General features: G+C 49.1%; 14 protein-coding genes. 10 read left to right on the top strand and 4 right to left on the bottom strand.

Annotated features, from left to right (window positions below; all coding sequences use genetic code 11):
* Positions 1-4 precede the first annotated feature (4 nt).
* Entirely contained in the window at positions 5-2,440 is a 2,436-nt protein-coding gene (locus XDD1_RS01005; protein ID WP_045967978.1) for a bifunctional aspartate kinase/homoserine dehydrogenase II, read from the bottom strand.
* A 2-nt stretch (positions 2,441-2,442) separates the two neighbouring features.
* Entirely contained in the window at positions 2,443-3,603 is a 1,161-nt protein-coding gene (gene metB, locus XDD1_RS01000) for a cystathionine gamma-synthase (RefSeq protein ID WP_045967977.1), read from the bottom strand.
* 331 nt (positions 3,604-3,934) lie between these two features.
* Here metB and metJ point away from each other — a divergent pair, with 331 nt between their 5' ends.
* Entirely contained in the window at positions 3,935-4,252 is a 318-nt protein-coding gene (metJ, locus tag XDD1_RS00995) for a met regulon transcriptional regulator MetJ (RefSeq protein WP_045967975.1), read from the top strand.
* A 101-nt stretch (positions 4,253-4,353) separates the two neighbouring features.
* Here the strand turns inward: metJ and rpmE are convergent, their stop codons facing one another.
* Entirely contained in the window at positions 4,354-4,569 is a 216-nt protein-coding gene (gene rpmE, locus XDD1_RS00990; protein WP_045967973.1) for a 50S ribosomal protein L31, read from the bottom strand.
* Positions 4,570-4,817: 248 nt separating this feature from the next.
* Here rpmE and priA point away from each other — a divergent pair, with 248 nt between their 5' ends.
* The 7 genes from priA (at position 4,818) to rraA (ending at position 12,826) form a co-directional block, all read left to right on the top strand.
* Positions 4,818-7,016: a primosomal protein N' gene (gene priA / locus XDD1_RS00985; protein ID WP_045967971.1), complete on the top strand. Its 2,199-nt coding sequence runs from the start codon at positions 4,818-4,820 to the stop codon at positions 7,014-7,016.
* Between the two features lie 234 nt (positions 7,017-7,250).
* Entirely contained in the window at positions 7,251-8,276 is a 1,026-nt protein-coding gene (gene cytR, locus XDD1_RS00980; protein ID WP_045967969.1) for a DNA-binding transcriptional regulator CytR, read from the top strand.
* A 71-nt stretch (positions 8,277-8,347) separates the two neighbouring features.
* A complete protein-coding gene (ftsN, locus tag XDD1_RS00975; RefSeq protein ID WP_045967967.1) occupies positions 8,348-9,136 on the top strand; it encodes a cell division protein FtsN in 789 nt (262 codons plus the stop codon).
* 136 nt (positions 9,137-9,272) lie between these two features.
* Positions 9,273-9,803 (top strand): ATP-dependent protease subunit HslV, encoded by a 531-nt coding sequence (gene hslV, locus XDD1_RS00970; protein WP_045967964.1) that lies wholly within the window; start codon positions 9,273-9,275, stop codon positions 9,801-9,803.
* 11 nt (positions 9,804-9,814) lie between these two features.
* Positions 9,815-11,146 (top strand): HslU--HslV peptidase ATPase subunit, encoded by a 1,332-nt coding sequence (gene hslU / locus XDD1_RS00965; RefSeq protein ID WP_045967962.1) that lies wholly within the window; start codon positions 9,815-9,817, stop codon positions 11,144-11,146.
* Between the two features lie 132 nt (positions 11,147-11,278).
* On the top strand, positions 11,279-12,196 hold the full coding sequence (locus XDD1_RS00960) for a 1,4-dihydroxy-2-naphthoate polyprenyltransferase (protein ID WP_045967960.1): 918 nt from the start codon (positions 11,279-11,281) through the stop codon (positions 12,194-12,196).
* A 108-nt stretch (positions 12,197-12,304) separates the two neighbouring features.
* The gene (rraA, locus tag XDD1_RS00955; protein ID WP_045973271.1) at positions 12,305-12,826 is read left to right on the top strand and encodes a ribonuclease E activity regulator RraA; all 522 of its coding nucleotides are present in this window, start codon (positions 12,305-12,307) and stop codon (positions 12,824-12,826) included.
* 47 nt (positions 12,827-12,873) lie between these two features.
* Here rraA and zapB read toward each other — a convergent pair whose 3' ends face one another.
* Positions 12,874-13,116, bottom strand: a complete 243-nt coding sequence (gene zapB / locus XDD1_RS00950; RefSeq protein ID WP_045967958.1) for a cell division protein ZapB — start codon at positions 13,114-13,116, stop codon at positions 12,874-12,876.
* 316 nt (positions 13,117-13,432) lie between these two features.
* Here zapB and XDD1_RS00945 point away from each other — a divergent pair, with 316 nt between their 5' ends.
* Together XDD1_RS00945 and glpK are read left to right on the top strand one after the other, a co-directional pair.
* Positions 13,433-14,230: an MIP/aquaporin family protein gene (locus tag XDD1_RS00945; RefSeq protein WP_045967956.1), complete on the top strand. Its 798-nt coding sequence runs from the start codon at positions 13,433-13,435 to the stop codon at positions 14,228-14,230.
* 19 nt (positions 14,231-14,249) lie between these two features.
* Positions 14,250-15,773 carry a glycerol kinase GlpK gene (gene glpK, locus XDD1_RS00940; RefSeq protein ID WP_045967954.1) on the top strand — a complete coding sequence of 508 codons (1,524 nt, stop codon included), beginning with the start codon at positions 14,250-14,252 and terminating at the stop codon, positions 15,771-15,773.
* Positions 15,774-15,813 lie beyond the last annotated feature (40 nt).

Genomic DNA, 15,813 nt, shown 5'->3' with positions numbered 1-15,813 from the left:
CAGACTACAAAAGTTGCGACAGGCGGTTTAAATCGGATTGAATTGCGCCCGCCGTGACATCCCGTCCCGCACCGGGGCCGCGGATCACCAGCGGATTATCGCGATACCAGCGGCTTTCTATCGCAAAGACATTATCGGCCGGCAGCAGTGAGGCCAATGGGTGATCACTGCGCACCGCTTCCACGCCCACTTTGGCTTTACCACTGGCATCAAAACGTGCGACATAGCGGAGTACCATGCCCATTTCCCGTGCCGCTTCCAGACGTTGCAGCATCTGCTCATTAATGGCGGCACTGTTTTCAAAGAACTCTTCGAGAGAGCCGCCTCGTGCTTCTTCCGGCACCAGCGACTCAACCCGCACGTGATCAGGCTCTATCTCATAACCGGCTTCGCGAGCCAGGATCACCAGCTTACGCATCACATCCTGACCAGAGAGATCGATACGTGGATCGGGTTCCGTCAACCCCTGTTGCCATGCCTGTTCAACTAATTCACTGAAAGGCACCGAACCATCAAATTGCAAGAACAGCCAGGATAATGTGCCGGAGAAAACGCCGCTGATAGACAAAATCGTATCGCCGCTTTCCCGCAGATCCCTGACGGAGTAGTTAATCGGCAATCCGGCACCCACCGTGGCGTTGTATAACCAATGGCGCCCCGTTTTTGCAAAGGCATCGCGGATCAGGCGGTAGGTGTTGCTGGCGGAAGAGCCGGCAACTTTGTTGGCACTGATGACGTGAAATCCATAACTGGCAAAATAGATATACTCTTTGGCTAATTCTTCACTTGCCGTCACGTCCAGAACCACCAAATCGTCATAAGGATGCGCCCGCATCCATAAAAACAGCGCATCTTCTTCATGTTCAGTCGCTTCATCATCAAAGAAGGCCAGTGCCCGGCTGGCATCAATGCCCTGATAATTCAGCAAACTCCGGCGGCTATCGACGACACCCGCCAAAATAAATTCAAAATCGCTGCGGGCAGAAATATTCTTTTGTTCGCGGGCAAACAGTTCTAACCAACGAGAACCAATATTTCCTTTGCCAAACAGCACCAAACCGATGCGTTTTTCTGCCCGAAACAGGCTTTGGTGTAATCCCTGAATCAAATGCGACGTCTGATTGGAACGCAGTACCGCCACAAGACTGATGCCATCTTCCGCGTGCCAGATAAATTCAACGGGCTGATCTTTTAATTGTTGGTAAAAACGATGGCTGTGCAGCGGATTTTTGCATACCCCCGCCCCGACCAACGCCACCAGCGCCAAGCCTTCACGCAAAGAGAGTTTGCCGGGTAAGGCGGCATCCTGCAAAACATCAAGGGCGCTATTGACAACCTCTGAGGTGTAACAAAGTTGGATCAGGTTGCAGTCTGCATGTAATCCGGTTGCCAGTGGCCGGACTTGAGCGCGCTTTAACAACGCGTCAATGTCTTTGTAGATTTGCCTGAAATCATGGGCAGAAGAAACATGCAGTTCAATCAGGCAAACATCATCATGGCTGGTCACGATTTTGGCCCCAGTCCCCGTTGCCAGCACCCGTTCAATCCGGGTGGAACCCTGTTCAGGCTGATAACTGCAACGCAATTGCAGATCAATATCGCTGATGGAAACCGGCTGCAATGTCCGGGTATGCAGCACCGGTGCCGCCAGACGCGCCAATTCACTGGCTTCATCCAAACGCAACAACGGCAACAGGCAGGCATCTTTGACTTTACGCGGATCGGCACTGTAAACCCCAGCCACATCACTCCAAATCGTGACTTTTTTGGCGCCCGCCAACGCCCCGACTTGGGTCGCCGAATAGTCGCTGCCATTGCGCCCCAGTAATACCGTTTCCCCCTTCTGATTTCTGGAAATAAAACCGGTCACCACTAAACGCTTATTGGGATTTTGGATCAATAATTGGCTAAACAGGGGCTGGGATAAACTGATATCAACCTGCGGCTGTGCAACGCGCTCTGCCCGCAGGAATTGACGCGCATCCAGCCATGCGCTGGGTATCCCCTGATCCTCAAGTACCGCCGCCATTAAGCGCGCAGACCAGATTTCTCCATGACCGACCACTTCCGCATAAGTAATATCGGTGACGGGTTTATCCAACAAGGCACTTAATCTTTCCAGATCAGCGATAAACATGGCACTCAGCTCTTCTGCAACGGCTTCGGGCAACAAACCACGGATTAATTCTTGCTGGTAACGCCGCAAAGATTGCTGGATTTGATGGGCGGAGATCCGGTCACTCTGGCTCAATTTAAGCCAGTCGATCAACTGGTTGGTGGTACTCCCTGCTGCCGATACCACCATCAAATCACCCGGCTGGCTGTAGTTCGCCATAATGTCAGCTACCCGCTGATAGCACTTCACATCCGCCAGGCTGCTGCCGCCAAATTTATGTAACTGGCGGCCAGATTCCGCCCCCGCTGTTGCCAGTGTACTCATGATTACCTCGTTGCCGCTGCCTGAAACGCATGGTCCAGATCAGCAATTAAATCCTGACTATCCTCAATTCCTACAGAGACACGAAGAAGCAAATCCGTAATCCCTGCCTGAGCCCGTGCTTCGGCTGACATTCCCGCGTGTGTCATGGTTGCGGTATGAGAAATCAACGACTCCACCCCCCCCAGGGATTCAGCCAAAGTAAATAATTTTAACGCAGATAAAAAACGACGCAGGGTCTGTTCATCGCCATCCAGTTCGAAACTGAGCATCGCCCCAAAACCTTGCTGCTGTTTAACCGCAATGTCATGCCCCGGATGATCCTTCAACGCAGGGTAGAAGAGTTTTTTCACTTGGGACTGCTGTTGCAGGTAATCCGCAATGGCCATTGCATTATTTTGTTGGAGCAGCACGCGGGCCGATAATGTCCGAATGCCACGCAGTAGCAAATAGCTGTCAAAGGCCGCTGCCGTGACGCCAATATTATTCGCCCACCACACTAAATCTTCCGCAATGGACGACTCTTTGGCGATAATGGCGCCGGCAATCAGATCAGAGTGCCCATTCAAATATTTGGTACAAGAATGAACCACTAAATCCGCCCCCAACGCCAAGGGTTTTTGCAATACCGGGCTTAAGAAAGTGTTATCGACGACGGCCAATGCCCCGGCTTCATGAGCCAATGCACAAATATGTTGAATATCCACGATCCGCAACAAAGGATTACTCGGTGTTTCAATCAGCACCAATTTGGGTTTTTGGGCTAATGCCTGTTTCAACGCCTGTTCATCTGACTGATCAACAAAAATCACCTTGTATGCACCACGCTTGCTCAGGCTGTCAAAAAGACGGTAACTGCCACCGTAACAATCATGAGGCGCCACCAAGACATCCCCCGGTTGCAGGAAGACCGTACAGAGCAGGTGAATCGCTGACATACCACTACTGGTCATGACAGCGCCCGCGCCGCCTTCCAGCTCGGCCAAAACCTGTTGGACAATATCCCGGCTGGGGTTGCCACGGCGGGAGTAATCATGTGCCCTCGGTTCATTAAAACCGGTAAAGTTATAGGTACTGGAAAGATAGATAGGTGGAACCACACAACCATATTGTTCGTCAATATTTGAACCACTGTGAACCGCAATCGTCGCTTGCTTACATCCCATAGCCTTTCCCCGTCATCGTTATTATTGGCGTCACGCAAGAATAGCGACTGGAGAGATAGACGTCAATACATCTAGACATCCAAAATGTTTTACGGTTTAATACCACAATTCAATGAACGTCATTACACTTTATAAATGTATCTTGAAATACGGCGAGTATAGGTCTTCTGGTTATATTTTATAATTTAGTGCGGGTGAGGCGATATAGTCGATAGGTGAATTATGCTAGACTAGCGCATTATCGACATGAAAATAGGTCAGAAATTCCCGCCAACTTCTGATCTCAATGCTGGTCTCAATTAATTGATTCAAAAATTACTTAAGGTATCTCATGGCTGAGTGGAATGGTGAGTATGTCAGCCCTTATGCTGAACATGGCAAAAAAAGTGAACAGGTCAAAAAGATTACAGTTTCAATCCCGCTGAAGGTATTGAAAATTCTGACTGATGAACGCACCCGCCGTCAGGTGAACAATCTGCGTCATGCAACAAACAGTGAATTGTTGTGTGAGGCTTTTCTCCATGCATTCACTGGACAGCCTTTGCCTAATGATGACGATTTACGCAAAGAACGCCATGACGAAATCCCAGAGGCAGCGAAAATCATGATGCGTGAGCTGGGTATCGATCCTGATACATGGGAATATTGATTGATAACAAAAACGCCCGATGCAAAACATCGGGCGTTTTTGTTTCAACTATCTTTGTCTTAACTATCCGGCCTATATTGATTACCGACCGGAAAAAGTCATTACTTTTTAGTGCCTGGAACGCTGAAACGTTTGTTAAAGCGATCAACACGACCACCGGTCGCAACATCACGCTGCTTACCAGTGTAGAACGGGTGGCATTCACCACAAACGTCCAGATTCAGGTTGTGGCCAGCAGTAGAATTGATTTTGATGACGTTACCGCAAGAACAAGATGCAGTAATTTCTTCGTATTTAGGATGGATACCTTCTTTCATGGGAAACCTCTGTTCAGGCCGTGTCGCTATCCAGCCTTGTGACCGCCAGACACCACACGTCGTGTTGATAAAAATAAGTATCGGTAATTTCTATACCAAAGGCGGCGGATCATACAGAATATCTGTTTATTGCGCAATGAGATCTGCCGATTTGCTATGATATCCTTATCGCTAGATGTTTTTTTACAGACTCGTCATACTTCAAGATGCCTTTATTATCTATTGATTAATTATCCGGAAATCGCCTTATGACCGTTGTTCAGGTGGCATTGCCTGTCCCTCTCACCCGCACGTTTGATTATCTATTGCCGACAGGATTACCTTTGCCCCCCATTGGTGTGCGCGTGCGCGTGCCTTTTGGTCAGCGTAATGCAATTGGTATCGTCACGGGGATCGCAGACCACAGCGAACTTCCTCCTGAACAACTCAAGTTTATTGCCGCCATTCTTGATGCTCAGTCTCTTTTCCCCCACGATCTCTGGCAATTGCTCCAGTGGGCGGTCAGCTATTATCACTATCCACTGGGGGAAGTTCTGTTCCATGCCCTGCCCATCTTGTTACGGCAGGGAAAACCGGCAGAGTTTTCTCCACTCTGGCAATGGCAGGTCACTGAGGCAGGCCGTGAATTCCCGCTGACCCAACTCAAGCGTTCCGCCAAACAGCAGAAAGCGTTGGCCGCTTTGCACCAACAGCCTGTTTATCGTTACCAAGTCGTGGAATTGGGCTTAAGTGAAAGCGCACTGCAAGCGCTGAAAAAGAAATCACTGATTGCCCTGCATCCCATCCAACCCGAAGCGGAAAACTGGCATGCGCATTTTACAACCCTCGGCGAACGGTTAACCCTCAATACCGAACAAGCGACTGCGGTAGGCGCTATCCGGGCAGAAGATCAGACCTTTTCTCCGTGGCTATTGGCAGGTATCACTGGCTCCGGTAAAACGGAGGTGTACCTTAGTGTGCTGGAGAATATTCTGGCCCAAGGTAAACAGGCGCTGATTTTAGTCCCTGAAATTGGCTTGACTCCACAGACTATCCGGCGGTTCCGGGAACGTTTCAACGCGCCCGTTGATGTCCTGCACTCAGCCCTGAATGACAGTGAACGGTTGGCCGTTTGGCTGAAAGCGAAAAGAGGGGAGAATGCCATCGTCATCGGGACACGATCCGCCCTGTTTACACCCTTTGCTCATCTGGGTGTTATCATTATCGATGAAGAGCATGACAGCTCTTACAAGCAACAAGAAGGCTGGCGCTATCATGCCCGTGATCTCGCGGTGTTTCGGGCGAAAAAAGAGGGCATCCCGATCATTATGGGTTCTGCCACCCCCGCCCTGGAAACGCTCTATAATGTGCAACAAGGCAAATATCGCCAACTCACCTTAACCCAACGGGCCGGCCACGCTCAACCCGCAACCCAGCATTTACTGGATCTGAAAGGCTTGCCATTGACGGTGGGGTTATCACAACCGCTCATCAATCGCATCAGTGAACACCTCAAGGCTGACAATCAGGTCATCCTGTTTCTGAACCGGCGTGGTTATTCTCCCGCCCTGCTCTGCCACGAATGCGGCTGGATCGCAGAGTGCCAACGCTGTGATCACTATTACACCCTGCACCAGAACTATCGCCATCTGCGTTGCCATCACTGTGACAGCCAGCGCCCAATCCCGCGCCAATGCCCGCAATGCGGTTCCACTCACTTAATGCCTGTCGGTTTGGGCACTGAACAGCTTGAAGAAGGAATTTCCAAGCTGTTTCCTGCTATTCCGGTCACCCGTATCGACCGTGATACCACCAGCCGCAAAGGAGCACTGGAACAGCAACTGGCGGAAGTGCATCAAGGCGGTGCCCGCATTTTAATTGGCACGCAAATGCTGGCGAAAGGGCATCATTTCCCGGATGTAACACTGGTCGCCTTACTGGATGTCGATGGTGCCCTGTTTTCTGCGGATTTTCGGGCAGCCGAACGCTTTGCCCAACTCTATACCCAAGTCTCCGGTCGGGCAGGACGAGCGGGAAAGCGGGGGGAAGTTGTGCTCCAAACCCACCATCCTGAGCATCCACTGTTACAAATATTATTGGAAAAAGGCTACGATGCTTTTGCCCGACAAGCGATGGAGGAGCGCCAACAAGTTCACCTTCCCCCTTTTGTGAGCCATATCCTGCTTCGCACAGAAGATCATGACAATCAGCAAGCTCCCGCATTTTTGCAACAGATGCGCCAACTGTTTGAACATCATCCACATTATGATGACCATTTATGGATCATGGGGCCTGTACCTGCATTACAGGCCAAACGGGGCGGCCGTTATCGTTGGCAATTGATGGTTCAGCACCCTTCGCGCATTTTCCTACAGAAAATGATGGCGGGAATCTATCCCCAAATCACGGCACTGCCACAGGCGCGTAAAGTGAAATGGAATATTGATGTTGATCCGACTGAAGGTTGAGTAAGCAAAACAGAGACCATTATTTCTTTAATTTGCGAAGCATCTCTAAGAAATGATTCATATCACACTTTTTATGTAAACAAAGTAACGGATTGATCGATTAATCAGTTTAAAATGAACTCATTAATATTGCTGTAGAAAACAACCCGCCAGCACTCCTCAGGAATGACTGGCGTTTTTTTAGCAATCCGGATAGCAATCGTTTCGCTGCCTGTAGAAAGCGAGGAGTGAACTATGGAAAAAAAGAATTGCGCATTGGCAACTATGAAAGATGTTGCCAAAGCGGCAGGCGTTTCTACCGCAACGGTATCAAGAACCCTAATGAATCCTGATAAGGTTTCTGCCCGCACGCGCCAGAAGGTTGAGAATGCGGTATTGGAAGTCGGTTACTATCCCCACAAGCTGGTCAAAAATTTACGGCGCAATGATTCCAGAACTATCTTAGTTATCGTTCCCAATATCAGTGACCCTTTCTTTGCTGACGTCATTCACGGCATTGAAGAAACTGCGGCTAAACACGGTTACTTAGTTCTGATCGGGGATTGCCGACATCAGCAGCAACAAGAACATGCCTTTATCAATCTTCTGATCACCAAACGCATTGATGGTATGGTGTTATTGGGTTCCAACATGCCTTTTAATGTTTCCAAAGAAGAGCAAAAAAACCTGCCGCCAATGGTGATGGCGAATGAATTTGCACCAGAACTGGAACTGCCTACCGTCCATATAGACAACCTGACCGCCGCCTTCAACGCAACCCATCACTTGCAAAAGCTGGGACACAAACGCATTGCCTGCATTACCGGACCGGAAACCATGCCACTGTGCCACTATCGCTTGCAAGGTTACATTCAAGCGTTGCGGCGCACAGGGGAAGAGATTCGTGAAGAGTATATTATCCGCGGTGATTTCACCCATGAAAGCGGAGCAACATTGGCGGAAAACCTGCTGACTCTGCCAAAGCCGCCAAGCGCTATTTTCTGCCATAGTGATGTCATGGCGATGGGCGCAATGTGGCAAGCTAAAAAAATGGGATTAAAATTACCAGAAGATCTCTCTGTTGTCGGTTTCGATAATTTAAACCTCGCGCAATATTGCGAACCAGCCCTAACCACAGTGAAACAGCCCCGTTATGAAATTGGGCATCATTCCATTCTGTTGTTGCTGGAACAACTTCAAGGCCGCTCAGTTTCTAAAGGTTCAAGATTATTGGAGGCAGAATTGATCATTCGTGCAAGTACTTGTTCGCCTAAAAGCTAGGCAAATAACAATAGGTTAAGTAACATTAGTTATTCATTCCTTCATCTTTTAATAACTCAGTGAATTAAACAGTGGCACAACGAGATTATGTGAGTCGCGGGCGTAACAATCCCCGTCGGAAAAATACGGGTAAGAAAAAAAATCAGGTTCAAGGATTACCCAAAACTACATTAGCCGTTGCCGTGGCCTTGGTGGTCACGTTTATTGGTGGGCTTTATTTCATCGTACACAATAAGCAGGAAGAACGTGTACAAAATGCCCCACAGTCCCACCATCAAACCAAGGGGCATGGCCTGCCACCAAAACCAGAAGAGCGTTGGAGTTACATCAAAGAATTGGAAAATCGCCCGGTTAATCAATCTTCCCTACAGGAACCGGATGCACCATTGAATAAACCGTTCAATCAAGCGCCTCAATTAACGCCAGAACAGAAACAGCTACTCGAACAAATGCAGGCAGATATGCGCCAGCCGCCTATTTCATTGAAAGAGGTGCCTTATAATAGTGAATCCGTTCCACGTTCGCGGGTATTGATCCATCCTCCAGATCAATCTGATTATGCACAGCAACAATATACCCAACGGCCAACCGAACCGTCTTTGCCAGAACAAAAGCCAAAACCTGAAGCCAATGAGACAAAATTGATACTACAATGCGGCTCTTTCCGAACCATGGAACAGGCGGAATCTGTCCGTGCCAGCCTTGCTTTCGCAGGCATTGAGAGCCAGATTACCACGAAAGACAGTTGGCACCGTGTTGTGCTTGGTCCTTATAAAAACAAAGCCAGTGCTGAAAAGATGCGCGAACGCGTTGCCACCGCGGGTGTCCCCGGTTGTATTCTCCGCCCTGCCGGGGGTTGAAAAAGCGGAAAGCTCCCCCATCTTAATTCCTAATAACTGACACATGGTGCTTTTATCAGCAGTGCGCAGGCAATTGTGGGATAACAATGAATGCACCGTGTGTACCCTCTTCTATTTTGTAACCAGGGGCTAACTCGTGACTACAATCGTAAGTGTTCGCCGTAATGGCAAAGTCGTCATCGGTGGTGATGGACAAGCAACAATGGGCCATACCGTTATGAAAGGCAATGTCCGCAAAGTCCGCCGCCTTTACAATGACAAAGTCATCGCGGGTTTTGCCGGCGGTACTGCTGATGCGTTCACGCTGTTCGAGCTGTTTGAACGAAAACTCGAAATGCATCAAGGGCACCTGACCAAAGCTGCCGTTGAACTCGCCAAAGACTGGCGAACGGATCGCATGCTGCGCAAGCTGGAAGCCCTGCTTGCTGTCGCCGATGAAAATGCTTCTCTGATCATTACCGGTAACGGTGATGTGATTCAGCCAGAGAATGACCTGATCGCCATTGGTTCCGGCGGGTCATACGCACAGGCGGCTGCCCGCGCCATGCTGGAAACCACCGAACTCAGCGCCAGAGAAATCGCAGAGCGCGCTCTGACTATCGCCGGCGATATCTGCATCTACACCAACCATAATCACAACTTTGAAGAACTGCCTTCGAAAGCGTAAGGATAGATAGTATGTCTGAAATGACTCCTCGCGAAATTGTCAGCGAACTCAACAATCACATTATTGGTCAGGACAAAGCAAAACGTGCGGTTGCTATTGCCCTGCGTAACCGCTGGCGTCGCATGCAGTTAGATGAATCACTGCGCCATGAAGTCACGCCTAAAAATATTCTGATGATCGGTCCAACCGGTGTCGGTAAAACCGAGATTGCCCGCCGTCTGGCAAAACTGGCCAACGCGCCTTTTATCAAGGTTGAAGCGACGAAATTCACCGAAGTGGGCTATGTCGGTAAAGAAGTCGATTCCATTATCCGTGATCTCACTGATGCCGCCGTCAAAATGGTGCGTCTGCAATCCATTGAGAAAAATCGTTATCGTGCAGAAGAATTGGCCGAAGAGCGTATTCTGGATGTCCTGCTGCCACCGGCAAAAAATAATTGGGGACAGACAGAATCCCAATCTGAGCCATCTTCAACCCGTCAGGCATTCCGCAAGAAATTACGTGAAGGCCAGTTAGACGATAAAGAAATTGAAATCGAAGTTTCAGCCGCGCCGGTTGGTGTTGAAATCATGGCACCGCCGGGCATGGAAGATATGACGAATCAGTTGCAATCCATGTTCCAAAACCTGGCAGGTCAGCGTCAAAAAAGTCGCAAGATGAAAATCAAAGACGCATTCAAGCTGCTGATCGAAGAAGAAGCCGCAAAACTGGTCAATCCTGAAGAACTGAAACAACAGGCGATTGATGCCGTTGAACAACATGGCATCGTTTTCATTGATGAGATCGATAAAATTTGTAAACGCGGCCAAACTTCCGGCCCGGATGTTTCCCGTGAAGGGGTTCAGCGCGATCTGCTGCCGCTGGTTGAAGGCTGTACCGTTTCCACCAAACACGGCATGGTCAAAACGGATCACATCCTGTTTATCGCTTCCGGCGCCTTCCAGGTTGCCAGCCCTTCCGATCTGATCCCAGAACTTCAAGGCCGCTTGCCAATCCGCGTTGAATTGCAGGCCCTGACCACGGAAGATTTTGAACGTATCCTGACCGAGCCTAATGCTTCACTGACTGAACAGTACAAAGCCCTGATGGCAACGGAAGGCATGAATATCGAATTCACGACTGATGGTATCCGTAAAATTGCCGAAGCTGCATGGCAAGTGAATGAAACCACTGAGAACATTGGTGCCCGTCGTCTGCACACCGTGCTTGAGCGCATGATGGAAGATATCTCTTTCGATGCCAGTGAACGTCAAGGTCAATTCGTTGAAATCAATGCGGATTACGTCAAAGAGCACTTGGACGAACTGGTTGCCGATGAAGATTTGAGCCGATTTATTTTATAATCCGTTATCTTGGCATCATAAGAAATCGCAAAAATGGGAGGCTTTTAGCCTCCCTTTTCGCTATCTTCGATGGTATAAAATTTATTACACCAACATTTTATTACCCCATTCATAATGACAAACAGTGACAATATGAGCTCAACAACGTCTATCAGCCCGATACAGGCATGGCTGGAAAGTTTACGCCCCAAAACGCTGCCACTGGCCGTTGCTGCCGTCATAACGGGTTCGGCCCTTGCATCATGGGCAGGGCATTTCAAATGGCCTGTCGCGTTACTGGCGTTATTAACCGCCGCCATACTGCAAATTCTGTCCAATCTTGCCAATGATTACGGTGATGTGGTCAAAGGCAGTGATACCGAAGAACGCCTTGGCCCGCTGCGGGGCATGCAAAAAGGTCTGATTAGCGCCAAACAGATGAAAAATGCCTTGAAGATCACCGTGCTGCTCGCTTGTTTATCCGGCATTTCCCTTATTGCTGTCGCCTGCAATAGCCCAAGCGACATAGTGGGTTTCCTGGCTCTGGGGCTACTGGCGATTGTCGCGGCGATCACTTATACGGTGGGAACTCGTCCTTATGGCTATCTGGGATTGGGGGATATTTCCGTGCTGATTTTCTTTGGCTACTTAAGTGTACTGGGGACTTACTATCTGCAAGTCGGTGATTTTTCCATCAACACGCTTTTGCCCGCAACCGCCAGTGGCTTACTCTCCGTCGCAGTTTTGAACATCAATAACTTACGCGATATCGACAGTGACCGCCAAAATGGTAAAAATACGCTGGCTGTCCGGTTGGGAGGAAAAAAGGCGCGCTGTTACCATGCCGTCCTTCTGGTCACTGCCATGCTCTGTCTGGTGAGCTTCACGCTCCTGTACCGGAATGGTGGGTTGAGCTGGTTGTTCTTGCTCGCTTTTCCCCTGTTGTTGAAACATATCGCGCAAGTGCTGCGTGATCCCACACCGGAAGGGATGCGTCCCAAACTGGTACAAATGGTCAAAGCGGCCTTATTGACCAATATTCTGTTTTCCATTGGATTGGTATTTAATTAAGCGAGTAGGCATCAATTTTACACATAAGTTTTAAGATTGATGATTTTGCCAACACCCGCTTTAAAAGGATATACTGTCCGTTCCTTGCATAAACCAGACGTCAATCCCATGAAATATGATACTTCCGAACTTTGTGATATATATCAAGATGATATAAACGTGGTGGAGCCACTCTTCTCCAACTTTGGTGGGCGTACTTCATTTGGTGGTCAGATCATCACGGTGAAATGTTTTGAAGACAATGGCCTGCTTTATGATTTACTTGAAGAAAACGGTCATGGTCGCATTTTGCTCGTCGATGGTGGTGGATCGGTACGCAAGGCACTCGTTGATGCAGAACTGGCTCAACTGGCTGCCAATAATGAGTGGGAAGGCATTGTCGTCTATGGCGCCGTGCGTCAGGTTGATTATCTCGCAGAGCTTGATATTGGTATTCAAGCGATGGCTGCCATTCCTGCCGGCTCCAATAGTGAAGGGGCGGGAGAAAGCGATATTAGGGTGAATTTCGGTGGGGTTACCTTCTTCTCCGGTGATTATCTCTACGCAGACAATACCGGCATCGTGTTATCCGATGTCCCTCTGGAGATTGACGAAGAACCTGATGTAGACAGCGACGATGATCAAATGTAAAAAAAGGGCGCAATTATCGCCCTTTTTCAACTAAGCCATTGGATACCTTATTGTACATCTTCCATCTTACCCAACAAGGTGCGTAAGCGCTCTTGCCATGCTGATTGTTCTTGTTTGAGCTGCTCATTTTCACGTACCAGAGATTCACGGCTGTCGGTCATATTCTGGACGTCCTGAGATAAGACTGCATTCTTTTCTTTTAATTCTTCAATTTCCATTTGCAGCAAAGTGATGGTATCAATCGCCTGCTGAACTTTAGATTCTAGTTTTTCAAAAACTTCAAATGACATTCTGGGGCCCCTCTTGTAAGCAATGTATTGATTGTATTTAGCCTATTAACGTCTGTCTAGTTTCATCCTTTCAATGTGCGGCATAACGCGAAATATAGTGACCAAACCCAAATGTTTATAAGATCACATTTGGCAAGTTCAATAAAACACCAAACAAATGCGAATTCGCTCATTTTGTTGACGCAACACGCAGATTTCAATTTCGCTATTTCTCGTTTACGCGCATTAACGATAAATTCACAGGCACCTTTCTCTTAGTACATAAGAAGGGACTAATAATTACTCTCCCCCCTGTACTTTTTTATAGGATATAGAAATGAGCCAGACCACAACTCCCACACTATCAGGTCAATGCATTTCCGAATTTCTAGGAACTGCATTGCTCGTTTTTTTTGGCTTAGGCTGCGTTGCTGCTGCCCGGATCGCAGGAGCACAACTGGGCTTATGGGAAATCAGCATTATTTGGGGCTTGGGTGTCGCCTTAGCAGTTTATCTCACTGCCGGCGTTTCAGGCGCGCATCTTAACCCTGCTGTTACCCTTGCTTTATGCCTGTTTGCCAACTTCGACAGAAAAAAAGTGTTGCCTTACATCGTTGCCCAAATGTTCGGTGGCTTTGTCGCAGCACTCATCATCTACATGATGTATTACAACCTTTTCCTGGATTATGAGCAAGTTCACAACATCGTTCGCGGCTCGCAGGAAAGTCTCTTTACCGCCGGCGTTTTCTCTACTTACCCTGCCGCCCAGATCTCCGTACTCCATGCGTTTATCGTTGAAGTGATCATCGCGGCCGTTTTGCTGTGCCTGATCCTGTCGCTGACAGATGATGGTAATGGCCTGCCACGGGGGCCTTTGGCACCGCTGTTAATCGGCATTCTCATTGCAGTGATCGGGGGTTCATTTGGCCCTCTGACTGGATTCGCCCTGAACCCAGCCCGTGACTTCGGCCCCAAATTAGTGGCTTATTTGGCTGGCTGGGGAGAGATTGCCCTAACCGGAGGCCGGGATATTCCTTATTGCCTTGTTCCATTGGTAGCGCCTATTGTTGGCGCGATTTTAGGTGCTTTTGGCTACCGCAAACTGATTACTCGCCATTTACCGCGCCATAATTGAATAAAACCAGGTTATCGTTATGACTACAGAAAATATGACTGAAAAAAAATATATCGTTGCTTTGGATCAGGGCACAACCAGTTCACGGGCCGTTGTACTGGATCACAATGCCAATATTGTCTGCATCTCACAACGTGAATTCCCGCAAATTTATCCCAAACCCGGCTGGGTGGAACACGATCCGATGGAGATCTGGGCAAGCCAAAGCTCCACCTTAGTGGAAGTGCTGGCAAAAGCGGATATCAGTTCTGACCAAATTGCCAGCATTGGCATCACTAACCAACGGGAAACCACCATTGTTTGGGAAAGAGAAACGGGTAAACCGGTTTATAACGCGATTGTGTGGCAATGCCGCCGGACCGCAGACATTTGCACCAAACTGAAACAGAGAGACGGCCTGGAAGAATATATCCGTCACAATACCGGTTTGGTGGTTGACCCTTACTTCTCCGGGACGAAAATAAAGTGGATTTTGGACAATGTTGAAGGTGTCCGCCATCGTGCTGAAAATGGTGAACTGTTATTCGGTACAGTCGATACCTGGCTGGTCTGGAAAATGACTCAGGGGCGCGTACACGTGACCGATTACACCAATGCCTCCCGTACCATGTTGTTCAATATCCATAATCTCGACTGGGATCAGAAAATCCTTGATGAGTTGGGAATACCTCGCGTTATGCTGCCCAAAGTCGCTGCGTCCTCCGAGGTTTATGGCCAAACCAATATCGGCGGTAAAGGCGGCACGCGCATTCCTATCGCGGGTATCGCCGGTGACCAACAGGCCGCATTATATGGGCAACTGTGCGTGCACCCCGGAATGGCAAAAAATACTTACGGCACCGGCTGTTTCCTGCTCATGAACACCGGCAAAGACGCCGTTCGTTCCAATCATGGCCTGTTGACAACGATTGCCTGTGGCCCGCGCGGTGAAGTCAATTATGCACTGGAAGGCGCGGTATTTGTTGGCGGCGCATCCATTCAATGGCTGCGTGATGAACTGAAACTCATTGCGGATGCCGCAGATTCAGAGTACTTCGCGACCAAAGTCAAAGACAGCAATGGCGTTTATGTCGTTCCTGCCTTTACCGGCCTTGGTGCACCGTATTGGGACCCTTACGCCCGTGGGGCGATTTTCGGCCTGACCCGTGGCGCCAATAGCAACCACATTATTCGAGCCACCCTGGAATCCATCGCTTACCAAACCCGTGATGTCTTGGACGCGATGCAGGCTGATGCAGGAACACGCCTGCAATCCCTGCGCGTCGATGGCGGTGCTGTCGCCAACAATTTCCTGATGCAGTTCCAGTCTGATATTCTCGGCACCCGTGTAGAGCGCCCGGAAGTGCGTGAGAGTACAGCGTTAGGTGCGGCTTTCCTTGCCGGTTTGGCCGTCGGGTTCTGGCGGGATCTGGATGAAGTGAAAAGCAAAGCGGTCATCGAAAAAGAGTTCCGCCCAAGCATCGAAACGACTGAACGTAACCACAAATATAATGGTTGGAAAAAAGCCGTTGCCCGTGCCCAGGATTGGGAAGATCGCGCTTAATTCTAAAATGCTCATCTCCCCGCGACGCGGGGAGATGAGC

The organism is Xenorhabdus doucetiae (genome assembly GCF_000968195.1).
Classification (GTDB): domain Bacteria; phylum Pseudomonadota; class Gammaproteobacteria; order Enterobacterales; family Enterobacteriaceae; genus Xenorhabdus; species Xenorhabdus doucetiae.
Note: the sequence above shows the minus strand (reverse complement) of the source record. Positions and strands in the feature narration are given on the sequence as shown.